Annotated in this window: 19 protein-coding genes; 13 read left to right on the top strand and 6 right to left on the bottom strand. The window is 56.9% G+C overall.

Annotated elements, in window-relative coordinates; genetic code table 11:
- Positions 1-62: 62 nt before the first annotated feature.
- Positions 63-1952 (bottom strand): hypothetical protein, encoded by a 1890-nt coding sequence (locus R84865_RS01240; RefSeq protein ID WP_435631633.1) that lies wholly within the window; start codon positions 1950-1952, stop codon positions 63-65.
- A gap of 131 nt (positions 1953-2083) precedes the next feature.
- Here R84865_RS01240 and R84865_RS01235 point away from each other — a divergent pair, with 131 nt between their 5' ends.
- A complete protein-coding gene (locus R84865_RS01235; protein WP_435638623.1) occupies positions 2084-3907 on the top strand; it encodes an SEC-C domain-containing protein in 1824 nt (607 codons plus the stop codon).
- 35 nt (positions 3908-3942) lie between these two features.
- Here the strand turns inward: R84865_RS01235 and R84865_RS01230 are convergent, their stop codons facing one another.
- Complete coding sequence (locus R84865_RS01230; protein ID WP_435638622.1) at positions 3943-5313, bottom strand: AmpG family muropeptide MFS transporter; 1371 nt, start codon at positions 5311-5313, stop codon at positions 3943-3945.
- Positions 5314-5438: 125 nt separating this feature from the next.
- A complete protein-coding gene (locus tag R84865_RS01225) occupies positions 5439-7148 on the bottom strand; it encodes a proline--tRNA ligase (protein WP_435638621.1) in 1710 nt (569 codons plus the stop codon).
- 452 nt (positions 7149-7600) lie between these two features.
- Between R84865_RS01225 and fliA the strand changes: the two genes are divergently transcribed.
- Entirely contained in the window at positions 7601-8362 is a 762-nt protein-coding gene (gene fliA / locus R84865_RS01220; protein WP_435631629.1) for an RNA polymerase sigma factor FliA, read from the top strand.
- On the opposite strand, the gene R84865_RS01215 is transcribed toward fliA, so the two are convergent.
- Positions 8336-8947 carry a TetR family transcriptional regulator gene (locus tag R84865_RS01215; protein ID WP_435638620.1) on the bottom strand — a complete coding sequence of 204 codons (612 nt, stop codon included), beginning with the start codon at positions 8945-8947 and terminating at the stop codon, positions 8336-8338. The genes fliA and R84865_RS01215 overlap by 27 nt on opposite strands.
- 216 nt (positions 8948-9163) lie before the next feature.
- On the opposite strand from R84865_RS01215, the gene R84865_RS01210 reads away from it, so the two are divergent.
- The 10 genes from R84865_RS01210 to ihfA all read left to right on the top strand — a co-directional run bounded on the left by R84865_RS01210 (position 9164) and on the right by ihfA (position 22857).
- Complete coding sequence (locus R84865_RS01210) at positions 9164-10345, top strand: efflux RND transporter periplasmic adaptor subunit (protein ID WP_435631627.1); 1182 nt, start codon at positions 9164-9166, stop codon at positions 10343-10345.
- 10 nt (positions 10346-10355) lie between these two features.
- Positions 10356-13550, top strand: a complete 3195-nt coding sequence (locus R84865_RS01205; protein WP_435638619.1) for an efflux RND transporter permease subunit — start codon at positions 10356-10358, stop codon at positions 13548-13550.
- 805 nt (positions 13551-14355) lie between these two features.
- A complete protein-coding gene (locus R84865_RS01200) occupies positions 14356-15177 on the top strand; it encodes an OmpA family protein (protein WP_435631625.1) in 822 nt (273 codons plus the stop codon).
- 322 nt (positions 15178-15499) lie between these two features.
- Positions 15500-17389 carry a threonine--tRNA ligase gene (thrS, locus tag R84865_RS01195; RefSeq protein WP_435636983.1) on the top strand — a complete coding sequence of 630 codons (1890 nt, stop codon included), beginning with the start codon at positions 15500-15502 and terminating at the stop codon, positions 17387-17389.
- Between the two features lie 15 nt (positions 17390-17404).
- Positions 17405-17992 carry a translation initiation factor IF-3 gene (gene infC / locus R84865_RS01190; RefSeq protein WP_435631742.1) on the top strand — a complete coding sequence of 196 codons (588 nt, stop codon included), beginning with the start codon at positions 17405-17407 and terminating at the stop codon, positions 17990-17992.
- Positions 17993-18107: 115 nt separating this feature from the next.
- Positions 18108-18302, top strand: coding sequence for a 50S ribosomal protein L35 (gene rpmI, locus R84865_RS01185; RefSeq protein WP_025732991.1), 195 nt, complete (start codon positions 18108-18110; stop codon positions 18300-18302).
- 64 nt (positions 18303-18366) lie between these two features.
- Positions 18367-18720, top strand: a complete 354-nt coding sequence (rplT, locus tag R84865_RS01180) for a 50S ribosomal protein L20 (protein WP_025732992.1) — start codon at positions 18367-18369, stop codon at positions 18718-18720.
- Positions 18721-18935: 215 nt separating this feature from the next.
- The gene (gene pheS, locus R84865_RS01175) at positions 18936-19937 is read left to right on the top strand and encodes a phenylalanine--tRNA ligase subunit alpha (protein ID WP_435631623.1); all 1002 of its coding nucleotides are present in this window, start codon (positions 18936-18938) and stop codon (positions 19935-19937) included.
- A gap of 132 nt (positions 19938-20069) precedes the next feature.
- Positions 20070-22466, top strand: coding sequence for a phenylalanine--tRNA ligase subunit beta (gene pheT / locus R84865_RS01170; protein WP_435638618.1), 2397 nt, complete (start codon positions 20070-20072; stop codon positions 22464-22466).
- A 97-nt stretch (positions 22467-22563) separates the two neighbouring features.
- Positions 22564-22857: an integration host factor subunit alpha gene (ihfA, locus tag R84865_RS01165; RefSeq protein ID WP_435631621.1), complete on the top strand. Its 294-nt coding sequence runs from the start codon at positions 22564-22566 to the stop codon at positions 22855-22857.
- A 94-nt stretch (positions 22858-22951) separates the two neighbouring features.
- On the opposite strand, the gene tatA is transcribed toward ihfA, so the two are convergent.
- Positions 22952-23149 (bottom strand): twin-arginine translocase TatA/TatE family subunit, encoded by a 198-nt coding sequence (gene tatA / locus R84865_RS01160; RefSeq protein WP_435631620.1) that lies wholly within the window; start codon positions 23147-23149, stop codon positions 22952-22954.
- A 256-nt stretch (positions 23150-23405) separates the two neighbouring features.
- Here tatA and R84865_RS01155 point away from each other — a divergent pair, with 256 nt between their 5' ends.
- Entirely contained in the window at positions 23406-23852 is a 447-nt protein-coding gene (locus tag R84865_RS01155) for a flavodoxin domain-containing protein (RefSeq protein ID WP_435631619.1), read from the top strand.
- A gap of 92 nt (positions 23853-23944) precedes the next feature.
- Here R84865_RS01155 and ppnN read toward each other — a convergent pair whose 3' ends face one another.
- Positions 23945-25354 carry a nucleotide 5'-monophosphate nucleosidase PpnN gene (ppnN, locus tag R84865_RS01150; protein ID WP_435638617.1) on the bottom strand — a complete coding sequence of 470 codons (1410 nt, stop codon included), beginning with the start codon at positions 25352-25354 and terminating at the stop codon, positions 23945-23947.
- Between the last annotated feature and the right edge of the window lie 31 nt (positions 25355-25385).

Here is a 25385-nt window from a genome sequence, read left to right as displayed (position 1 = left end):
CTGGTTAGCAAGCAGTATGTGTTTTTATACAGTATTCAAGGTGCGGCGTCGAGCCTGTACCGCTATTCTTCCAGAATCCTGCGTGCTAGCACCAAGGCACGGTACCAGTGGCGCGGTGTGCGCCCCAGCGGGGGCATGCGCTCGTTGTTGACTTCGGGCCGCTGTTGGCGGGTCAGTTGGTTAGCGGAAAGTTGACCTAGTACCTCTCGGCGGGCGCCGTATTGGCGGCTCAGAAAGTCCTTGGCATCTTCTGGCAGCTCTACCTTGTAGTGACTGACTAAGGCCAATGCGAGCGACTCTGCGCTGCGTGACAAATCATCTTCCAGCTCTTTTACCATCGCTGCCGCCAGCGCCGCTTTGGTGGCTGCCGAATAGCCTGGCTCCAGCGCGCTAAAATCGGCGGCATTGGTCGAGTGAATGGCACGCTGCACCTCTGGGCGCGACAGATGCACATGCGGCTCGAGTGCGACCGCAATTTCTATCGCTAACCGCTTGGCGTTATCGACATCGAGGGTAAGCGAATGCGGATGTGAGGTCGCCGACGTGCCATCAGCGGGTTTGCGCTGCAGATAGCGAAGATGAGGAGACAGCGTAGAGCACAGCTGTACCTTGGCGTGGTGATCGAGCGCAATGCGCTTTTCGTGGATACGCAGCCCTTCACCCTGTTCACCAATGGTCAGCTCGGTCATATTATCGGGGCCGCTATTGGCAATGCGCTCCCAGCGTTTGATCGCTCTTAGCAGCGCGTCGTGATGGCGGCCTACCTGATCGAAGCTGTCGCGCATGCGTCGGTAAAGACGTACCGCGTTGGAGAGCGTATCGGCGTGCTCGCGCAGCAGCGCTTCGTCGCTCTCTTCGATGCAGGCCATTTGCGTAATACGCTGGGCCAGATCGTCCATGGCGGCCCGAGAGCGTTTCAGTAAGATATCCGCGTGCAGTCCCGCGGCAGCATCCTTTACCAGCGTTTCGGAAGTTTCGGCGAGGTAAACGGTAAGCGCCTTCAAGCGCGATAATCCCACTGCCTGGCTAATGCGATAGCGCGCGCGGGCTTCTTCGACGCGATCGAAGGCTTCTGCATAGCGCCAGCGGCCTATGTAGCCAAACACCAGCATCGGAATTTCACGGCCATTGATTAGCTCGAAGGCGAGGGTAAACATATGTCCTGCGTCATCGAGGGTCATCAGCAAATCGTCGTGCTGCTCGCTGGCAGAGAGCACGCGCTCGATGAAGTTTTCGTCGCGCGCAACGCCCTGGTTGAGATCGCGCATGCGGCCGTGAAAGCGGTCTTCCAGCAGTGCAGCAGCTTCGGGGGCGGCGTGGCGCAGCGAGGTGATCAGCGGATAGATAAAATCGCCGTGGTCAATCACCAGATCATCAATGCGTGAATGCAGGCCAATTCGGCGATGGGTTTCGATATCGGCGAAAATACGCGCGGCCTCGGTATCTTCAAGCAGGTCGCGCACCGCTAGATCCACCCCATTGGGCGACAGATCTTGCTTGCGCAGCAAAATGGTGGCGCCTTCGCGGCGGCGAGCATCGCCTTCCAACTGATCGACACCCAGATCACGCACCATCATGATAAGGTCAGGCAGATCGTCAATAACGCGCAGCATGTGGCGTTCTATGCTGCGCGTCTTGCCGGCGGTCTTGTAGTTGTTGACGATATTACCGATCACACCGGCAAGACTGGTAATGACCGCGAAAAATACGAAGAACACCATGTTGCCCAACGTGGGTAACCGGCCATAGCCGATGTAATACCCACCAATCGCCCCGATCACCGTTACCGGGCCGCCAATCCACAGCATGTTAAGCAGCGTTGATTTCCACGCGACTCCGCTCACGGCGTGGCTAATGCGACGAATCCGCTCCCTTCCTTCCCGCTCCAGCTTGAAACCTGAAGGAGAATGCGACAGCGGCTTGTTTGAGGTTCGCTTGAGTACGGTTAACATGGGGGTTCGCAAGGCCAGAGTGATCGAGCGCAAAACCGTACCATTGCCAACGGCGCTGCGCTACAAGCCAGATGCGGTATCGCTTTGAATGAGCGCCCGTAGTAATGAATCAACCAAGGTGAATTCAACGCGTGGCAGATCACGACGACATCATGCTGGTCGCATGGATCGATCAGTTGCTGAGTTTTTCGGCAGCGGCGCTTGGGGCTATTCGTAGTGACGAATGCTACCCGTCGCTGCTTCGATGGGCGCGCCGTGACGGTGCGCGCTTGGTCGGCGAGGACGTCCGGCTGGCACAGGCGCTGGCGGCACCGCTATGGAATCAGACGCCGCTGGTCAGGCTCGATTTTGCCAGTGAGCCATTGGCGAAGCCGGCTGCCAACGAAATGTGCTGGTGCGATAGCGGCCGTCGCTTTCGCGACTGCTGTCAGCAAATTACCTTCCCCGGGCCGCTGCCCGACAACCTGATGTGGATGCTGTCGCTGTGCCAGTGGCGCGGCGATCTGCTCAAGCGTGCTGCCAACAGTCGCCACACGCCGCTGCAGGCGCTGTTGGAGGCAGGAATCGTCGATGCCGAGGCGGGCCAATTAGGACGTGCTCAGCTGTTGTTCGAGCTGCTGTTTGAGCGCAGTCATCAGCGCAATGAACACGCGCTGGTTGAGCAAGCGTTCGAGTCCCTCGAGCAGCTTTATCGCCAGCGAGGCTTTTCACGCAAGCTCGATAGGCTGATCGGTGTGGCGTTGGCCAGCGATAGCGATCGCCTCAAGGGCTTTGCCCTCGAGCAACTGACGCTAGCCGAGCTTGAAAACGACGATTTGGCGGCCGCGCGTGAGAACTTTGCGCTGGCGCAGCGGCTAATTCCGGATGCGCCGATGCTGGCCTATCTGGAAACCATGCTGTTGCTTCAGGAAGGTCACGCCGACAAGGCCCAGCAGCGCGCCGCATTTTGGCATCGCAGGCTGGCGCGTCGTAGCGACGCCGATCCCGACGAACTGGCGTTCGTTCAGCAGCTCGCGCGCCATCCTGCCAAGGCGCTGGCCGATGAAATGATCGCCACAGAGGACGAATTGGCTGACTCGCTGCTGGCGCTGCGCAACACGCTTTGGCAGTTGCCTGACGCGGTGCTAAGTGGTCTGGTCAGTGCCGATGACGGCACCACTTGCTACATTCCGTCGCGCAAGGATCGCGAGTACTACCAGGCGTGGTCACAGGTGACCGGTCAACAGCAGGGGCTTGCGTCGGAGCTTGAGGCTGCCCAGCTGTGGATGCACGCACGGCGCTGGCTGCCGGCGCTGAATGAGCATCCGCAGTGGCTGGTGTCACCGCTGGTAATGCGGGAGCTGGCGACGGCATTGGCGAGCCGCTTTGGCAGCCTGCCATGGATGGCGGATGCCTTCATCACTCCGTTAGCGCGGCGTTTTGACATCTGGCTTAACGCGATCGAACGGCGGCATGCAGCGCTGCCGTGGCAGCAGGGCGATAACTCGGTTATCTACCTGTTTGGTCTCGCCCTGATTTCGGCACTCGAGCGCAGCGACAGGCGGCAGTCGAGGCGCTTTGCATCACGCCTTTATCGCCTGGATAGCGAAGACCCAATGGGGCTTTACGAGCTGGTGCTTGAGCACCTTCTTCTGGAAGAGCGTAACGAGAAGGTCGTGGCGCTGATCAACGGTCGCCACGGGCATGAATCGCCCATTGCCGAAGCGCTTGCGCACGCGTTGGCGCTGTTCCGGCTTGAGCGCCGTGATCAAGCGGCCGCTGTTATCAAGTCGGTGAAGCGAATCAATCGCTATGTGGTCGCGATGATGACGCCCGTCAGGCTGGGCAACACCCTGACCGGCGAGGCCAACGGCCAGCCAGGATCGCGGGCAGAGGCGTGGCAGGTCAGGCTGCTGCTGCGGGGCTGCTGGGTTGCCACACCAGGCGCGCTGGAGTGGCTGACACAGTTTGCCTGAGCAAACTATCCGTCGGCAGCACGCTCCCGACGACGTTACTCCGCCTGATCTTCGATGTTGTGATGGAATTTTGGATCGCGCCAGATCCACAGCGCCAGCAAAATGGCGGGAATACTGAGCAGGGCGACCACAACGAAGAACTGCGGGTAGCCAATCGAGCTGACGATCTTGCCCGAGAAGCCGCCGATCAGCTTGCCAGGCAGTGTCATGATGGACGAAAACAGCGCGTACTGAGTCGCGGTGTAGGCGCGTGAGGTCAGGCCCGACAAGAACGCAATAAAGAGCGCACTGGCAATACCGCCGGCCAGATTGTCGGCGGTAATGGTCACCACCATCATGATCAGGCTGTGTCCGGAGAGCGCCAGCGCGCTGAATAACAGATTAGCCAGCGCAATGGCGATCGCCGCTATCCACAGTAGCGGCCGCACGCCGTAGCGTCCTGCCAGTGCACCACCAATTAGTCCTCCCAGCAGCGTCATGAAGACCCCGAAAATGCCGCTGACCACGCCAATTTGCTCGGTAGAGAATCCTAGATCGATGTAAAGGGGATTGGCCATCGCTGCCATTGATAAATCGCTGATGCGGAAAACACCAATAAATGCCAGCAGCGCGAGTGCGCGCAGGCCATAACGGCCGAAGAAATCGGTAAAGGGACACACCACTGCGCCAATGAGCCAGACGATCAAGCGCCGCATAGGCCTCGGCATATCATGGCTGGTGCGAATAAAAGCGCGCACGCGTGGTTCTTGCAGAATGGCGGCGCGAGTGGGACTACGGGCGGGTTCAGGGCGCACCAATACAGTAATCAGGCCGATAAGCATCAGCGCAGCCATGCACAGATAGGCCACTTGCCATGAAAAGGCCCCCGCAAGCGCTAGAGCGCCGGCGCCGGCGACCAGTAGGCCGCCGCGATAACCGATCACATAGATCGAGGCCATGGCGGCTTGCAAATCATCGCTGGCCGACTCGATGCGGTAGGCGTCAATAGTGATGTCTTGAGTAGCCGCCGCGAAAGCGACGGCAAGGGTGATCACAACCAGGATGCCCAAATGGGCAGTGGGGTTAAGCAAGGCGAGAGCTGCGAGCCCGGCCAAAATGCCCAACTGAGCGACCACTAGCCAACTGCGCCGATGCCCCAGCAGGCGCGACAGCAGCGGCAGCCGCAAACGGTCCACCACCGGTGCCCATAAGAACTTGATCGAATAAATTACGCCAATCCACGAGAAATAGCCGATTGTCGCCACTTCTACGCCGGACATGCGCAGCCGCGCAAATAGGGTGGAAAATAGCAGTAGGAAGGGCAGGCCCGATGAGAAGCCCAAAAACAGCATGGTGAGCATTTCGGGGCGACGATAAAGCGTCAGGGTGGTGCGCCATGAGCGCTCATGAGTGAGGCCAAAGGGCATTGTCGGCTCCGAGAATAACGGCGTGGTTGGGTGACAATCGAAGGAAGATTATCGAGCGATCGCGTACATCGCTTAAAGTATTAAGGCGCGTATAAGTTACGCGCCTTAATCATCCGTACTACCGCTTAAGCGTCAAGACGTGCCTGCAAGAATTCGACGACGTCGGCTTCCTTGATCATGGTGATATCGCTATCACGGCGTCCCTTGTACTCCAGCTCGCCGTTATCGAGCCCGCGATCACCGACCACAATACGGTGCGGAATTCCCATCAGCTCAAGATCGGCAAACTTGTTGCCGGGGCGCAAATCGCGATCGTCGAGCAGCACCTCGATACCTGCCTCGGTGAGCGTTGTGTAGAGCGCTTCTGATGCATTGCGCACGCGCTCCGATTTATGCGCGTTCATTGGTACCACGGCCACCTGGTAGGGGGCTAGCTCAGCACCCCAGGTAATGCCGCGCTCGTCGTGGCACTGCTCAATAGCGGCGGCCACTACGCGAGTAACGCCGATACCGTAGCAGCCCATCGACAGCAGCTCGGCCTTGCCGTTTTCGCCCAGCACGGTGGCATTCATGGCGCGTGAATATTTATCGCCCAATTGGAAAATGTGCCCAACCTCAATGCCGCGAGCAATCTTCAGTACGCCCTTACCGTCGGGAGAGCGGTCACCTTCGACGATGTTACGCAGATCAGCGACACGCGGCAGCGGCAAATCGCGCTCCCAATTAATGCCAAAGTAGTGTTTGCCTTCCTGATTCGCGCCCGCTGCGAAATCACTCATCAGTGACACATCACGGTCGATAATCACCGGCATTTCAAGCCCCACTGGCCCCAGCGAGCCGAAGCCTGCGCCTACCGCTGCCTTCACTTCTTCTTCCGAGGCAAACTCGAGCGGGCTGGCAACTTCGGGCTGGTGCTCTGCCTTGATTTCGTTCAACTGATGATCACCGCGCACCAGCAGGGCTACCAGCCCACCTTCAGCACCTTTGACCAGCAGCGTCTTGACGGTGTGGTTGATATCGAGACCGTGGTTCGCGACGAGTGCCTCGATGGTCTTGGCATTCGGCGTATCCACCACACGCAGCTCTTCAGTCGCAGCAGGGCGCTCGCTGGCTTCAAACCAGGCCTCTGCCTTCTCGATATTGGCGGCATACTCGGATTCGCTCGAATAGACCACGGCATCTTCGCCGGAGCTGGCGAGTACCTGGAATTCGTGTGATCCCTCACCGCCGATCGAGCCGTTGTCGGCCTGTACCGCGCGGAAGTCGAGGCCCAGACGCGTAAAGATGCGCGTGTAGGCATCGTACATCTGCTGGTAGGTATCCTTGAGCGACTGTGCATCAATATGGAAGGAGTAGGCGTCCTTCATGATGAACTCGCGCGAACGCATTACCCCAAAACGCGGGCGAAACTCGTCGCGAAACTTAGTTTGAATCTGGTAGAAGGAGGCCGGCAGTTGCTTGTACGAATTAAGCTCGCGGCGCATTAGATCGGTCATTACCTCTTCATGAGTAGGGCCCATGCAGAAGTCGCGATCCTGACGATCCTTGAAGCGCAGAAGCAGGGTGCCGTAGTCGTCCCAGCGTCCCGATTCCTGCCACAGCTCGCCCGGCTGAACGACTGGCATTAGCACTTCCTGAGTGCCAATGCGGTCCATTTCTTCGCGCACCACCTTCTCAACCTTGCGCAGCGTGCGCAGTCCCAGCGGGAGCCAGGTATAGAGGCCTGACGCCAAGCGGCGGATCATGCCGGCGCGAAGCATCAACTGATGGCTGATTACTTCCGCGTCAGCGGGTACTTCCTTGAGGGTCGAAATGAGAATCTGGCTGGCGCGCATCGAGCTGAAGCATCCTTCGCTGGCCCGCTGAAACAAAGAGCTTCAGCGAGCGTGGGTTAGTCATGGTCGGCTATTGTACGGCGAAGCAGGAATGTTCGGCAAAGAGATCGGCGTATCAATTGCATGATCAGAGAAGGCTTAGCCAATTAGGCGCGAAGATTAAATTAATATTAGTAACGATATCGTCGCTCTATTTGTTCTTAATATTAATTTAAGAGATTCTCGAAAATTATCAGTCTTTTCCGGGTTACTTCACGCTGAGCAACGTATTTGCGGCTTTCTGCGCCCTTATTGATAGCGCGTCAGCCCGCGCCAAGCGCGGGTCCGCGGAAATTCCATGAATTTTTAAAGGAGTGAAACGGGATATAAAGCCCGTTACAAACATCTTGGGCCTGATTTCCTCGTGCCAACAATAGAGTGGTCCACTCAACCAGGCAGAGGAGAACCTCGTCATGGCAGGCAAAGTTAGAAAGGTATCCGATGATCATCAGGTAGCAGCATCTCGACTCCGGCTACAGCAGCATATAAAAGCAGCCGCTCGGCGCCTGCAGGTTCAGGCGCGATTACCCGCCAACGTTGATCTTAACGATTTGGTGCAGGCGGGTATGGTAGGGCTTTTGGAGGCCGAGACACGTTTCAAGGAAGATCAGGGCGCGTCGTTCGAAACCTTCGCCAGTCGTCGTGTTCAGGGAGCCATGCTCGATGAGTTGCGCGGTCGCGATTGGCTTCCTCGCAGCATTCGTCGCCAGGCTCGGGTAATCGATCGTATCAATGGAGAGCTCGAGCAACGCTACGGTCGTACCGTTCGCGATCGCGATATCGCGGAGGTTATGGAGGTGCCGCTAACCCAGTATCACCAGCACGTTAACGATATCAACAGTGGGTATCTCAAGGAGTATGACGAGGCCGAGGGGATGGATTCCGCGGAAGATAGCAGCGACGATTGGGTCGAAGAGAAGTTGCTGTCCCAGGAACGGCGCTCCCTTCTATATGAAGCAATCGACGCGATTGAGGATGAGCGCGAACGTGAAGCGCTGATTCTTTATCACCTGAAGGGGCTAAGCCTTAAAATTATCGGTGAACGTCTCAACGTCAGCGAGTCACGGGTGTGTCAATTGCATCGCCGCGCCATAACGCATTTGAAACGCTGGCTGCTGGCGCGTTATCCCGAACTTGCGGCGTTGCCGTCACGCACGGAATCCATCAAGCAGTAGGTCGATCATGCCACTGCCGGTATCTGCAATAGAATAGAGCTCGGGCGAAAGCAGCCAGTCTCTCAGAAGTCCATGCAGGAAATGATAAAGGATGTTAGCGGCCTGTTTAGGGCACACCCCTTCGCGGAGTTGACCGAGTTTTTGGGCACGCGAAAATTGCGTGGTAAAAATCTGCGTGGCTTCTTCAGTATATTCGTGCTCTCGGCATTCATCCGAAAGCTGATCAAAAAACTCGCAGCGGAATATAATAATCGTGTAGATCCTGCGCATGCGGGGCGATTCACAGCGCACTAATGCTTCAGTCAGCGTCGTTTTCAGGCTCTCGAGCGGGTACGACTCCTGGCAACTGCCAGCCAACTCATCCAGCATTTGCTGCAGCGGCAAGCGCACGCGCTGGATGAGTGCTTCGAGCAGCGATACCTTATTGGAAAAATGCCAGTAAACCGCCCCTCGGGTAACGCCAGCACGGCGCGCGATCTGGTCTAGCGAAGTACCAGATACTCCTTTTTCAAAGAACACTTGTTCTGCGGCATCCAGCAAATGCTGCCGTGTAGCTTCGGCTTCGGCTTTGGTTTTTCGGGCCATGCTCAGTCTGCGCTGTTGGTGAGTAAGATGCGTATATGAAGCTGCCGTGACATAGTATAGACGATATTTTCTGTTTACATACATACACGTTTGAATCTAAAATTTGACCAAGATTGTTCCACTATTGGCAACCAATAATGCTACCTTGGTAGCAACTACGCTCCATGGCGGAGCCTTCTTTCCCATCCCGTGCACCACGTAGAGAGCGAAGGGTTCATGTCTCACATTACCAAGTCCAGAAGTGTGTTCTGGGGCCTGGCAGGCGCGGTTGCGCTTGCTATGTCCGGCTGTGGTCAAAGCAGTGATCAGCAGCAGAGCGAGCAACAAGCGCCCGCAAAACAAGCTCAGGTATACAAGATCGCCGCGCGTAATATCCAACTGGATAAAAGCTACCCGGCTTCGGTGCGCAGTGATAATGCAGCAGACGTAACCGCGCGAGTAGAAGGGGTGTTGGAAAGCCAAACCTACAAGGCTGGCACTATCGTTAAAAAGGGTGATCCGCTCTTCACCATTGAGCCCGACACCTATGCTGCCAAGGTGGCACAGGCTAAGGCGGCGCTCGTTAGCGCTCAGTCTGATGCTCAAAACGCGGCGCGTGACAATCGCCGCTATCAGGAGCTGTTCCGTCGTGGTGCGATCAGCGCCTCTCAGCGTGATGCCTACTCCAACTCTGCCAGCACCTCACAGGCAGCGGTAGAGAGGGCTCGCGCTGCGCTTCATGATGCGCAAATCGACCTGAACTACTCAACGGTTCGTGCGACCGCTGCGGGTCAGGTGGGGCTCAACGAAGTAAACGTGGGTCAGTTGGTGAGCTCGGGCACCAAACTCACCACCGTAACGCCGATCAATCCGCTGGAAGTGCGCTTCCAGATTCCGGAAGAGGATGCCATGCAGATCCGTCGCCAGCAGAGCATGACGGGCGCTCCGGAAATTCTGACCAAACTGGGCGTAGGTAGTGAAGGTGAACTGAATGGTCACCTCGACTACATCGGGGCCAGCGTTAACTCTGACACCAACACGGTGCAGGCGCGCGCTTCCTTCGATAATCCCAAAGGTATCTATCTGCCTGGCCAATACGCTCAGGTCAAACTGCAGAAACTGATGCGCTTCAACGTGTACGCAGTGCCCGAAATTGCCGTTACTCAGGGGCTGATGGGGCCTCAGGTGTTTGTCCTCGATGGCGACAACAAAGTAACGACCCGTCAGGTTGAACTGGGGGATATCGCAGGCAGCGATCAGATTGTTACCAAAGGTCTTAAACGCGACGATCGGGTAATTGCCAGCGATCCAGGCGCCATCAATGCTGGCGACAAGATCGATCCGCAGCCTTTCCGGCCGGATGCAGACGCACAAGGTTCATCCAGCAATAACGATGGGCAACCCTCCGACGGTGAATAGCAGGTAACGGATGAATATTTCCAACTTCTTCATCAACAGGCCGATATTTGCCACGGTCCTGTCGATCATCATCGCGTTGGTAGGCCTGCTCTCGATGCGGGCACTACCTATCGCGCAGTATCCCGATGTGGTGCCTCCCGAAATTTCGGTTACCGCCAGCTATCCCGGGGCCAACGCAGAAACCGTGTCCAACACCGTTGCCAGCCAGCTGGCTGAAAGCATCAACGGTACCGAGGACATGATCTACATGTACGCCAACAGCTCAGACGACGGCCAGATGTCGATGCGCGTGGCGTTCAACATTGGTTCTGATCCGAATATTGACCAGGTAAACGTCAATAACCGTGTCCAGCAAGCGCTCTCCAAGCTGCCGCAGGAAGTGCAGTCTCAGGGGGTAACGGTTGAGCTGCGTTCCAGCTCCATCCTGATGCTGCCGGTACTGGTATCCGACGAATTCAGTCAGGACTACCTGCGCAACTACGCCAGCCTTCACTTGACCGACGACCTCAAGCAGATCGACGGCGTAGGTGATGCGGAAGTGCTGGGCGGTAGCGATCTGGCAATGCGCGTTTGGATTCAGCCCGACAAGCTGGCGCAGTACGACATTACTCCGCTTGAAATCAATCAGGCGATTCAGGCGCAAAACGCCGCTGTGCCAGCGGGTAATCTGGCCGGCGCGCCGATGTCAAAACCGCGCTCCTTCACCTATACCATCTCTACCAAGGGGCGGTTAAGCAGTGCTGAAGAGTTCAAGAACATCATCCTGAGAACCAATCCGGATGGTTCGTCCTTGAGGCTTAAGGATGTCGCGCGCGTCGAGCTCGGCATGTCATCCTATTCGGTTAATGCGACGCTGAACGGTCGCGCGATGGCGCCGATCATGATACAGCAGCAGCCGGGCGCCAACGCACTCGACACGGCCACCAAGGTCAAGGCCAAGCTCGAGGAGATGAAGAAAACGCTGCCGGAAGGCGTCGATATCCAGGTGCCTTACGACACCACGCTGTTCATCGATGCGTCGGTCGAATCGGTAGTGCACACCTTTATCGAAGCATTGATTCTGGTGGCGATCATCGTCTTCGTGTTCCTGCAGAACTGGCGTACTACCGCGATTGCGATGTCAGTGGTGCCGATCTCGGTTATCGGTACCTTTGCGGGTATGTACCTGCTCGACTTCTCGATCAACCTGCTGTCGTTGTTCGGGATGATACTGGCCATCGGTATCGTGGTGGATGATGCCATTCTGGTAGTAGAGAACGTCGAGCGATTGGTTGAAGACGACGAGGATATTACGGTCTTCGATGCCACGCTCGAGGCGATGCGCGAGGTGGGTGGTCCGGTTATCGCCACCGCATTCATCATGGCCTCGGTGTTTGTGCCAGTGGGCTTCCTTGGCGGTCTTACCGGTGAGATTTACCGTCAGTTCGCGATCACCATCGCGATCTCGGTGGCGATCTCTGCCTTTATCGCATTGACGTTCACGCCGGCCCTTACCACCATTCTGCTTAAGCGACGCAAGAAGGTTGAAACTAACCCGATCGCCAAGCTGCTGAACGTGCCGTTCAAGATATTCGACGCCATCTTCGACAAGATTACTGCCGTTTATCTGGCTGTGGTGCGCTTCTTCGCGCGACTGTGGGCGCTCTCGCTGGTGGTGTTGGTGCTCATATCAGGTGCAGCGGTGCTGATCTATCAGAGTTCTGGTAGCGGCCTGATTCCGTCAACCGACCAGGGCCTCTACCTGATGGCGGTGAACGCGCCTGATGGGTCGTCAGTCGATCGTACCACGCGGTACATGGATGAGTTGCAGAAGAAAATCCGCAAGCAGGACGGGGTGGAATACGCGACCACGGTATCTGGTTACGACTTCCTCAACTCGGCCGCCAATACCGCGCGCGGCATCATCTTCGTGACCATGAAACCGTGGTCGGAACGTTCGGTGTCGGTTGATCAGTCAATCGGCGAGAGCATGAAGCTGGCCGCCAGTACCCCGGGAGGCACCGCGATGGCGTTCAACATGCCGCCTATCATCGGTTTGTCGACCACAGGGGGTATGGAAGGCTATCTGGTATCGCGCAACGGCGCCGACAGTAATCAGATGGCCGAAGCGGCAGGCAAGCTAATGAAGGCCGCTGCAAAACGCCCTGAGCTATCTCAGACGTTCTCTACCTATACCAATGCGGTACCTGCGTATCGTGCCGAGATCGACTACGACAAGGCGACGGCTTACGGGGTAACGGTGGCGGATCTCAACAATACCCTGTCGACTACCTTTGGTAGCGGGTTTGTGAACTACTTCACCTATAACCAGCGTAACTTCGGGGTATATATCCAGAACGAGGGTGACTACCGCGCGACACCGGAAGACCTTAACCGCACCTATGTGCGCAGTTCGTCCAGCGGTAGCCGTATCCCGCTGTCATCGTTCGTCACGCTCAAACGTAGCCATCAGGCGCCTTTGGTAACACGTTTCAACGTCTATCCAGCGGCCAAGTTCCAGTCTTCGCCAGCGCCTGGCTACAGCTCGGGTGAAGCGATGCAAGCGCTGGAGGAAGTGACTCACGAAGCCCTTGGTAATGATTGGGACATGTCCTGGAGTGGTACCAGCTACCAGGAACAGGTCGCCGGCGGTGCTGCCGGTATTGCCATCGTGTTCGGTCTGCTGATGGTATTCCTGATTCTGGCAGCCCAGTACGAAAGCTGGACCACGCCGCTGGCGGTGGTCACTGCGGTGCCGTTTGGCTTCTTTGGCGCAATACTGGCCGTCTGGTTGCGTGGCCTGGATGTCGATGTCTACGTTAACGTCGGCTTCCTGGTGGTGGTCGGTCTGGCAGCCAAAAACGCCATCCTGATCGTGGAATTTGCCACTATGCTGCGCAAGGATCAGGGAATGAGTATCTACGAAGCGGCGGTTGAGGCGGCACACTTGCGCTTCCGTCCGATTATCATGACTTCACTGGCGTTTATTCTTGGCGTACTGCCACTGGCGTTCGCCAGCGGTGCCAGTGACACCAACAGTCACGATATCGGTACCACCGTAGCGGGCGGCATGGTGGCAGTTGCCATTCTTGCCAGCGTGTTTGTACCTGCCTACTACGTGGTTATTGCCGGTGCCCAGCAGTGGGTTAGCGACAAGCTGGGAAAAGGCAAGAAGCAGCAGCCTGAATCGCAGCAGCAGGGCGATAGCGGTCAGCATCAGCCGTAATATAGGGCGACTCGCTGAGCGTAGTCTCGCCAGTAACGCAACAAACCCGCCCATTGGCGGGTTTGTTGCGTTAGGTGTCTAGCGATTAACGACGCTCTGCGCGGCCTAGAGAAAGCCCTGGAGGCGGCAGCCGGTTGTCTGGCCGCTGAGAGCCTTTGCGGCCCTCAGAGGTCCTCATGGGCTCATATTGGCGCTGAGTGGCCTTGTGAGCGCTGTGGGCGGGGCGAAGGCTGCAGCAGCTTAGCGGTGCATCTGGGCCCATGGGTGCGTACAAAGCGCTCTGTCCAAGCGAAGGTGATGCTTCAGCGTTTCGTGCGGATCGCCATGGGTAGCCCAAGCCTGAGCGTCAGCTTGCAAGCATGCGCTGCTTCACTATCATGTTTTTACGTGAAGAGGCGCTGAGAGTGCGATAATGCGTGCGCATCGTCGCGAGTCCGGCTATCCTTTGACTGGAAGGTGCTCGATAGGCGGCACGGTTGTGTTGACGCGATGCAGCTGCGTAAACGAGTAGCGTACCTGTGCGGCGCAACAACGCTGATTTTTTTAGCGTAATCGTGAGAAGAATGATTGAAAACGCTGTTCGAGTATTGCATTATGCACTCGCTTGGGCCTATTTTTAGTCCGCCAGAAGGAATTGGAAACGCTGCGGTACTGGGCGTTCTGTAGGCCGGGACGGCGTGGATAAGCCTTGTGTTTCGCATTGTGGCGAGTTCAGGCTGGTCGGGTCGCCTAATAATTTGGAATCGCCGTAGTGTCGTCCCGATAGGGCGATTAACGAAAGCGTTGTATCAAGAAGGAGTCTTGCATGAACAAATCTGCGACTGGCTTAGTGCTGGGATCTGCATTGGTTCTGGGTCTGTCTGGCTGTGCCAGCAACGAAAGCGCCCCGACTGACGGCGGATCTGCCTGGTACCAGAACAAAATCGTTTGTGGTGTTGCTGGTGCCCTGATCGGTGGTGGCCTTGGCTACTCCGTTAGCGGTTCTCACGACGAAGGTACTGGTGCTGCTGTAGGCGGCGTTGCCGGTGGTACCATCGGTGCACTGCTGTGTAAATCACCTGATCACGCTGACGCTGACTCTGATGGCGACGGTGTTCCTGACAGCATCGACGAATGCCCCGGTACTCCGGCAGGCGTAGCTGTTGACGCTAAAGGTTGCCCGCTTGATTCTGACGGCGACGGTGTTCCTGACTACCTCGACGAATGCCCCGGAACTCCGGCTGGTACCGAAGTTGACGCAAAAGGCTGCCCGGTAGAACAGGCTCCTGAGCGTCCTACTCTGGTACTGAACGACATCCACTTCGCGTTCGACTCTTCCAAACTGACTGGCGAGTCTCAGCAGACTCTGAACGTTGTTGCACAGCGTCTGGTTGAGAACTCCGAAGTAGCAGTTCGTATCGAAGGTCACACTGACTCTACCGGTACTGCTGCATACAACAAACGCCTGTCTCAGCGTCGTGCGGATTCTGTAGCTCAGTACCTGACTTCTCAGGGTGTTGACGCTAGCCGTCTGACTACTGAAGGCTTCGGCGAAAGCCGTCCGGTTGCTGACAACTCGACTCGTCAGGGTCGCGCTCAGAACCGTCGCGTTGAAATCGCTCCGGTTGACGGTGGTGATCAGCAGTAATTCGTTACTGAATTACGCGAATAAAAGGGTGCCTTCGGGCACCCTTTTTTTGTTCGCGTTTTTTGGCGGTCTTCAGCCATTGAATAACACTTCTGCCACCCATTTGCCGTTACAATGCGAGTCGCAGGATGGCTTGCCAATTATCGCGCCGATGGACGTTGCTACGGTGCGCTGGTAAAGTCTTCGCCTTCAAGCGGTTGGCAATATGCCTGCCTACGTCGTCGCACGTGGCGCTATTGGCACAACGCTCTTCGCTCTAACGTATTACGACACACTCAAGTGCGCCCTGGTATAGCGCACCACTGAAGCCAAGGATGTTTCCATGCCCAGCATTACTCTCCCTGACGGCAGCCAGCGTCACTTCGATGCGCCCGTTTCAATTATGCAGATCGCTGAGTCCATCGGCCCTGGTCTTGCCAAAGCTGCGGTAGCAGGGCGCATCGACGGTGAGCTTGTCGATACCGCCGATGTCGTCGATCACGACGCTGACGTTAGCATCGTCACTACCAAGGATCAGGAAGGTATCGATATTGTTCGCCACTCCTGTGCGCACTTGCTGGGGCATGCGGTCAAACAGCTATATCCCGAGGCCAAAATGGCGATTGGTCCGGTGATTGCTGATGGTTTTTATTACGACATCGATTTTGGCCACACGCTCTCATCAGAGGAACTTCAGGCGATTGAAGATCGTATGCAGCAGCTGATCGATCAGGATTACGACGTTGAGCGCGTCTATGTCGATCGTGATCAGGCGCTGGCGACCTTTCAGCAGCGTGAAGAGCCTTACAAGGTTGAGCTGGTCGAGGGGATTCCGGAAGGCGATACGATTCGTCTCTACCATCACCAGGAATACATCGACATGTGTCGTGGGCCGCACGTGCCCAACACGCGCCTGATCAAGGCCTTCAAGCTGATGAAGCTGGCAGGTGCCTACTGGCGTGGCGACTCCAACAACCCGATGCTTACCCGTATTTACGGCACCGCATGGCCCGACAAAAAGGCACTCAAAGCCTATTTGCAGCGCCTTGAGGAAGCCGAAAAGCGTGACCATCGCAAATTGGCGCGCAAGCTGGATCTTTTCCACTTGCAGGAAGAAGCTCCCGGCATGGTGTTTTGGCATCCCAAGGGATGGCAGCTGTGGCAGGCGGTAGAGCGCTACATGCGCAAGGTATATCAGGAGGGCGGCTACCAGGAAATTCGCACGCCGCAGATCGTTGATTCATCGCTGTGGAAGCGTTCGGGGCATTGGGATAACTATGCCGACAACATGTTCTTCACCGAATCCGAAAGTCGCGAGTACGCGGTTAAGCCGATGAACTGCCCCTGCCATGTGCAGGTGTTCAACTCTGGCCTGCGTAGCTATCGCGAACTGCCGATTCGCTACGGTGAATTCGGTGCCTGTCACCGCAACGAGCCATCCGGCTCGCTGCACGGCATCATGCGTGTGCGTGGCTTCACTCAGGACGACGGCCATATCTTCTGCACAGAAGATCAGTTGGAAGATGAGGTAACGCGCTTCCACGCTCAGGTGCTGAAGGTGTACGCCGATTTCGGCTTCTCCGATATATCGGTCAAGATCGCGCTACGCCCCGAAAAACGCATCGGCAGTGAAGAAGCCTGGGATCACGCCGAGAACGCATTGCGAGGCGCACTCAAGGCGTGTGGCGTCGCCTGGGAAGAGCTGCCGGGCGAGGGCGCCTTTTACGGACCCAAGATCGAATACCACATGCGCGATGCGCTAGGCCGCGAATGGCAGATGGGTACCATGCAGGTCGACCCGATGATGCCAGTAAGGCTGGGAGCACAGTACGTTGCGGAAGACGGCAGCCGAAAAACGCCTATCATGCTGCATCGTGCTATCATCGGTACCTTCGAACGCTTCATCGGTATTCTGATTGAGCATTACGCAGGGGCACTGCCCGAGTGGCTGTCGCCGGTTCAGGCGGTGGTAATGAATATTACCGATGCGCAGGCCGAGTATGCGCGTGAAGTGCTCAAACACCTTGAAAATTCAGGGGTTCGGGCCCATGTAGACTTGAGAAATGAGAAAATCGGCTTTAAGATTCGCGAGCACACGCTGCAAAAAGTCCCTTATCTGCTTGTCGTAGGCGACAAAGAGGTGGAAAATCGCAGCGTCGCGGTAAGAACGCGCAGCGGTGAGGATCTTGGCACGCTTTCTCTTGAAGCGCTTACCAAACGCCTTGCCGACTAATGTGCGTTCGTAGGCCTGTTTGATAAGCCTGACCCTCTTAAATTCTATGACGGAGATGTAAAGATCAAGCGTAATAATCAACGTGGTCGCCCTCAGGAAAAACTGCCACCCATTAATGATCGAATTCTCGCCGACGAAGTGCGTCTTATCAGCCCCGACGGCGAGCAGCTTGGCGTAGTTGCCCTTAACAAGGCACTCTCTGCAGCAGAAGAGGCCGAGCTCGATCTGGTTCAGATTTCCAACGGCGATCCGATCGTTTGCAAGATCATGGACTATGGGAAATTCGTCTTTGAGCAGAAAAAGCAAAAGGCTGCTCAGAAGAAGAAGCAGAAACAGGTCCAGATCAAGGAAGTCAAGTTCCGTCCCGGAACTGACGAAGGCGATTATCAGGTCAAGCTCCGTAACCTGATTCGCTTTTTGGAAAGCGGGGATAAAGGCAAGGTCACTCTACGCTTCCGCGGACGCGAGATGGCACACCAGGAGTTGGGTCGCGAACTGATGCAGCGCATCGAAAGCGATCTCGGCGATCTGGTAACCGTCGAATCTCGCCCTCGCATGGAAGGTCGTCAGATGACCATGATGCTGGCCCCGAAGAAGAAGTGATCCGACTGGCAGTTTAACGGGCTCTCGCGCCGCGTTTGAACGCGGATATGGCGTGTTGGGCCGGCCTCGGGTTTTCTAAATAACGAGCAGCCAAGTGCTGCAATTGGAGTATCCAATGCCCAAGATCAAAACGAATCGTGGCGCAGCCAAGCGTTTTAAAAAGACAGCTAACGGCTTCAAGCACAAGCAGTCTTTCCGCAGCCACATCCTGACTCACAAATCGACTAAGCGTAAGCGTCACCTGCGTGGCATGAAGCAGCTTCACGCTGCCGATCAGAAATTGATCGGTCGCATGCTGCCTAATCTCTAAGCATACGTTTACCCAACGAACTCGTTTCGTATTTTCGATTTATCTGTAACGTCAGGAGAATTCCATGGCACGCGTAAAACGTGGTGTAACCGCACACCGTCGTCACAAGAAGGTTCTTAAGCAGGCTAAAGGCTATTATGGAGCACGCTCGCGCGTATTCCGCGTAGCCAAGCAGGCCGTTATCAAAGCAGGTCAGTACGCATACCGCGACCGTCGCCAGCGCAAACGTCAGTTCCGCGCTCTGTGGATCGCACGTATCAACGCTGCTGCACGTCTGCACGGCCTGTCTTACAGCCGTTTTGTTGCTGGCTTGAAAAAAGCGGGCATCGAAATTGATCGTAAGGTGCTGGCTGATCTGGCTGTTCACGAGAAAGAAGCCTTTGGTGCTATCGTTGAGCAGGCCAAGGCCGCACAGTGATCCCTAGGTCGCCAGTCTGAGGTTTTTGCGCTGGCGGCATGCTGGTGAACACGACTCAGGGGGAAGAGCGGCTGCTCTTCCCCCTGTTTTTATGTTGAGTATCCGCTTTCATCGACACCGGCCACCAGGGGCGCATCGCTTCTTTCAAGCGCTGTCAGTCGAACGGGCCAACGATTTATACTGGTTATTTAGTAGCAACAACTTCGGAGATACCGATGGATCATTTATCCGCGCTGGTCGAGGAGGCTCGCTCTGCGGTCTCGGCTGCCGAATCAACGCAGACGCTCGACGAAGTGCGGGTGCGTTTTCTGGGCAAGAAGGGCGCGTTGACTCAGGAGTTGAAAGGTCTGGGCAAGCTTGCCCCTGAGCAGCGACCCGCTGCCGGGGAAGCCATCAATCAGGCCAAGAATCAGGTTAACGCGCTGCTTGAAGAGCGCCGTCACCACCTTGAGGAAAGTGCGCTGAACGCGCGCCTCGCCAACGAGCGTATCGATGTTACCTTGCCGGGCCGTAGTCAGCTGCGGGGTGGTTTGCATCCTGTTACGCGTACCCGTCAGCGCATCGAGAAACTGTTTACCGATATTGGCTTCGAGGTCGCCCAAGGGCCTGAAATCGAAGACGACTATCACAACTTTGAAGCGCTCAACATTCCCGCTCACCATCCGGCGCGGGCAATGCAGGACACCTTCTACTTCGATGCCAACTATGTACTGCGCACCCAAACCTCCGGTGTGCAGATTCGCAGCATGGAAAGCCAGCAGCCGCCGCTGCGCATTGTGTGTCCGGGGCGCGTTTACCGCAATGACTCCGATATGACGCACAGCCCGATGTTCCATCAGATGGAAGGGCTATTCGTTGATCGAGACGTTACCTTCGCCGACTTGAAAGGGACGCTGTATGCCTTCCTTCAGGCGTTTTTCGAAGGCGATGATATCGAAGTGCGCTTCCGTCCTTCGTACTTCCCGTTTACCGAGCCCTCGGCGGAAGTGGATATCCGCATCAAGCGCCAAGGCGAAGAGCACTACGGCAACTGGCTCGAAGTGCTGGGCTGCGGCATGGTCAATCCGAAGGTGTTTGGCTTTGTTGATGTCGATAGCGAACGCTACTCGGGGTTTGCGTTCGGCATGGGGATCGAGCGCTTGGCGATGCTGCGCTACGGCGTCAACGATTTGCGCATGTTTTACGATAATGATTTGAGATTCTTGCGCCAGTTTTAAGAGGGGCGCGGCCGGAGTCACTCTGGTCGGGCGCTTTCGTAATGGTCAGGATCGCGGCAGCTGAATAGCGCTCACCGGCAGCAGCGTCGCGATACACCGATAGATGAATTTGCCGCACTTAAGCGAGGCAACATGAAGTTTTCCGAACAGTGGCTGCGTCAGTGGGTTGCCCCCGAGCTCGATGCAGCCGGTATCGCTCATCGCCTTACCATGGCAGGGCTCGAGGTCGATGCCGTCGAGCCGATCGCTCCTGCATTCAACAATGTGGTAGTGGGCGTTATTGAGTCCGCTGAGCAGCATCCCGATGCTGACAAACTCAGGGTATGTCAGGTCAACGATGGCACCGATACCTGGCAGATCGTTTGCGGTGCGCCCAACGCTGCCGCTGGTTTGAAAGTAGCGGTCGCGCGTATTGGCGCGATTCTGCCCGGCGATTTCAAGATCAAGAAAGCCAAGCTGCGTGGCGTAGAATCGAAAGGCATGCTGTGCGGCGCTTCCGAGCTGGGACTCGAAGACGAGCCGTCACCCGGCATCATGGAGCTGCCCGTCGACGCGCCGCTGGGGGCCGACCTGCGCGAATGGTTGCAGCTGGACGGCAGCATCATCGATATCGATATCACTCCGAACCGCGGCGACTGCTTCAGCATTCGCGGTATTGCGCGCGATTTGGCGGCGGTTCTCAAGCTTGAGGTAACGGCGCCGCGCTGCGCTGCTTCCGACATTACCTCCGAGCGTGTTTTCCCCACCAAGGTAGCGCTGCCAGAGCAGTGCCCACGCTTGCTGACGCGAGTGGTCGAGAACGTTGATCTTAGCCAGCCGACGCCGGTATGGATGCAAGAACAGCTACGCTGCAGCGGCGTTCGTTCGATTGATTTGGTGGTCGATATCACCAACTACGTAATGCTCGAGCTTGGTCAGCCGCTGCACGGCTATGACCTAGAGCGTCTGGAAGAGTTTTTGGAAGTGCGAGCGGCGCAGCAAGGGGAAACTCTGCAAACGCTTGATGGTCAGCAGCAGCAGCTGACCGCCGGTACGCTGATTATCGCCGACGCCAAAGGGCCTTTGGGCATTGCTGGTGTCATGGGCGGCGAGCATTCCGGTGTTTCTGCGTCTACTCGTACGGTGTTGCTTGAAGCGGCGTTCTTCACACCGCTGGCGTTGGCCGGTACCGCGCGCCGCTATGGCCTGCATACCGATGCGTCGCAGCGCTTTGAACGCGGCGTCGATCATCAGCTCCAGCAAGCCGCTATTGAACGTGCGACTCAGCTGCTGACCGAGCTTGGCGGAGGCAGTGCCGGGCCGCTGTCAGAGGTGGTGAGCAGCACCCATTTGCCTGCTGTCACGTCAATTGAGTTCAAGGCTTCCGAGGTTGAGCGCTTGCTGGGCGTTGAGCTGCCGGCGAGCTATATCGCTGACGTATTGGCGCGTCTGGGCTTCTCGCTGAGGGAAAACGGTGCTGAGTGCTGGACAGTCGACGTTCCTAGCTGGCGATTCGACGTTAGTCAGGCTGCCGACCTGGTCGAGGAAATCGCGCGCGTATATGGCTACACCGAGCTGCCATCGCGTGAGCCACGCATCAGCGTTGCACCGCGCGCTAGCCGCGAGGCGCAGTTGGGCGTTGCTACCCTGCAGCAGGAGTTGGTCAGCCGTGGCTATCAGGAAGCAATTACCTATAGCTTCGTGGCACCCGAATTACAGCAGCAGGTACTGCCTGATAAGCATGCGCCCCAGCTTTCCAATCCGCTATCGGTTGAGATGTCAGTGATGCGTGCCGGTTTGTGGCCTGGTTTGATTAAGGCTCAACTGCACAATCTTAATCGCCAGCAGTCGCGCGTACGCTTGTTCGAGGTTGGCTTGACCTTTGAAGGCGAGCGCGCCGAGCACGTTGATCAGATCGAACGCATTGGCGGCATCGTGTGCGGCAGTCGGCTTCCCGAGGGATGGAACGCCAGCCGTGAAGGCGTCGATTTCTTCGACGTGAAGGGCGATGTTGAAGCACTATTGGCGCTTGGCAACGCCCAGGCCGAATGGCGTTTCGAGCCCGCCGAGCATCCGGCACTGCATCCCGGGCAAAGTGCGCGTATCGTTCGCGTTAACGGCAGCGACGAGAGCGTGGTTGGCTGGCTGGGTGCGCTGCATCCTGCGCTGCGCGCTAAGCTTGGTATCAAGGTCGATACCTTCGTCTTTGAGCTCGATGTCGAACCGTTGTGCCGCGGCCAGCTTCCGCATTTCCAGCATCTGTCGCGCTATCCAGAGGTCCGCCGCGATTTGGCGCTGGTGGTTGAGGAGTCACAGCCGGTGGCGGAGCTGCTTGATCAGTTGCGTAGCAGCGCCGGTGAATGGCTCACCGATGTGCATCTTTTCGATGTGTATCAGGGCAAAGGCGTGGCAGAAGGGCACAAGAGCGTTGCCTTGGGCTTGACCTGGCAGCATCCTTCGCGCACCCTCAATGATAGCGAAATTGAGCAGTGGGTCGCCGATGCCGTGGATAGCGCATCGCAACACTGTGGCGCTACACTGCGAGGGTAGTGCAACGAACGCGTTATCGCCGGGGCTGTGTTGAGACGCAGCCCTTCGTTGCTGGGAATATTCTTATACTGACGAGCAGTTGACGAGGATAGGTGTAATGAGCGCGCTAACCAAAGCGGAATTGGCTGAGCATTTGAACACTGCCCTGGATTTATCGAAGCGGGACGCCAAGCAGTTGGTCGAAACCTTTTTCGATGAAATTCGTGGCTGCTTGCGGGAAAACGAGCAAGTAAAGCTATCCGGCTTCGGTAACTTTGATCTGCGCGACAAGAACGAGCGGCCGGGGCGCAACCCGAAAACGGGCGAAGATATCCCGATTTCTGCGCGCCGCGTGGTCACCTTCAGGCCAGGGCAAAAGCTCAAGAGTCAGGTCGAAGAGTTCAAGCAGTAGCCGCACTGCTCGCATCATTAGGGCATTGGTACGTCCAGCATCAGCAACGCGCATGCATTACTGCACTGCGCGTTCTTTTTTGCCTGGCTACCCATTAGCGCGGCTGATCGTTGTCTCGATCAGTACCTTGCTTCGTGGGGCTGGAGCTCTCATCTTCGTTAACCGAGCGTTTGAATTGCTTGATAGCCGCGCCAATATCGCTACCGGCGTTGCGAAGTTTTCCGGTGCCGAATACCAATAGAATCACGGCAAGCGTGATTAAAATATGGCCGGCTGAAAGACCTGATAGCATGTTGGTTCTCCACTGCGCGTGTAATTCGAGATAGCTGTCCGTTAAGCGCAGTTTATCATTTTCTGAACGTTAATCTCGCGTTAAGCGTAACCTTGGCATTTGCCAACCGCTGATTGGCTATTGTTGCTAACGACCTCAATAGCCACGGGGTAATAGTGACATAGTGCAGAAGTGGGAAGAGGTGGGTTCACGCTGAGAGAACGGCCACTTCTATGCTAGGATTTCGCTAAGCCCGCGTTTCACATAGAGAGTAACGATGCCCTCCGCCAAGATTTTTGCCGCCACGGTCTTTGGTGGCTCACTGGAAGTTGCCGAAGAACTGATGCCTTGCCTCGAGCAGGCCGGGTATCAGGTAACGGTGTACGATGAGCCGCAGCTGTCGGATCTTACTGATCAATTGCCCGATCTGGCGGTGTTCTGTGTCAGTTCTACTGGCAGCGGCGACTTCCCGCCTAACTTTGCCGATTTTGCGCATACGCTGGATGCTACGGGTGCGCCCATCGCTGGTTTGAAATACGGGCTAATCGCCCTTGGTGACTCAAGCTATCCCACCTACTGCGGCGCGGGGCGTCGTCTCGATGAGCTACTGACCGAGTACGGTGCCCAACGCGTTGGTGAACGGTTGGAAATAGACGCCACCGAGGTGCTGCAACCCTATCAGGAAGCACTTGATTGGGCCGAGGAGTGGGTCAAGCTCCTGTAGCCTTTGTTATAGGCCCAAAGTAGCGCCCTTAACGCAAACCGCCCGCGCCGTCCTGCTAGTGGATGGCGCGGGCGGTGGCGTATTGGCCCGAGCTAGCCGAGGGTGTAGCAGGGCACGTAATCACTGCCGGGCAGCTTCATGCGCTGCTGCTTTACGAACGACTTGAGCAGGGTATCGAGTCGGCGCATTAGCTCGGGTTCCGCATTCAGCTTGAAGGGGCCATGGCGCTCTATTTCAGCGATGCCTTGATCCTTCACATTGCCGGCCACAATACCCGAGAACGCGCGGCGTAAGTTAGCCGCCAACTCGGCTTTATCGATGTCGCCATGGAGATCAAGATCGGCCATCGCAGCGTGGGTGGGTACGAAGGGCTTCTGGAAGGCGTCGGGAATCACCAGTCGCCAATTGAAGTAGAAGGCGTCCTGATGCTCGCGGCGGAATTGCGTGACCTCGTTGACGCCCGCGGCCATCGACGTCGCCACTTCGAGCGGATCGTCGATGATGATGCGATAGCGATTCTGCGCCTCGCTGCCAAGCGTAGCGCCAATAAATTCATCGATTTGATGGAAATAGTCTGCGCTCGACGCTGGGCCGGTAAAGATGACCGGATAAGGAATGTCGCGGTTATCAGGGTGCAGCAGAATACCCAGCAAATAGAGTATCTCCTCGGCCGTACCGACCCCGCCCGGGAAAACAATAATGCCGTGGCCTACGCGCACAAAGGCCTCAAGACGCTTCTCGATGTCGGGCATGATCGTCAGTTGATTAACGATCGGGTTGGGGGACTCGGCAGCAATGATGCCGGGCTCGGAAATGCCGAGATAGCGGGCCGGCGCATAGCGCTGCTTGGCGTGGGCGACGTTGGCGCCCTTCATCGGCCCCTTCATGGCACCTGGCCCACAGCCGGTACAGATATCCATTCTTCTGAGGCCCAACTGATAGCCCACTGCCTTGCTGTAGTCGTACTCCTCCCGCGAAATCGAATGGCCTCCCCAGCACACCACCAGATTAGGCGTTTTCGACGGAGTAAAAAGACGCGCATTGCGCAGTAGCCCGAACACGATATTGGTGGTTGCTTCGCTATCGCTCAGCTTTTGGCCGGTCAGGTGGGAAACACCATCGATGTCCTGTGCTTTGGCGAACACCAGGTCTCGCAGCACCGACGATAGCTGTTCGCGAATGCCGCGAATCATCTCGCCATCGACGAACGCGTGAGCGGGCGCGGCGGTCAGCTTGAGGCGCACACCGCGATCTTCCTGCAAGATTTCGATATCGAAATCGGGATAGCGCTCCAGCGTGCTGCGCGCATCGTCGGTGGCCACCCCTGCGTTCAGGATGGCCAGCGCGCATTGGCGCAGCACCTTGTGAATGCCGTGGCTTGAGGTGTCGCGCAGAAACTGCACTTCGTTCTGCGATAACACTTCAAGGGAGCCCTCCGGCGAAACCACTGCTGAAAGCGTGGCAGTTGGCGCAGGGCGGGTAGTGGCAGGCGTACTAGTCATTCACTTATCCTTGTGCGGAGCGGTACGGTAA

This window comes from Carnimonas bestiolae (assembly GCF_051251145.1).
Classification (GTDB): Bacteria; Pseudomonadota; Gammaproteobacteria; order Pseudomonadales; family Halomonadaceae; genus Carnimonas; species Carnimonas bestiolae.
This window is presented reverse-complemented; position numbering and strand designations above follow the sequence as displayed.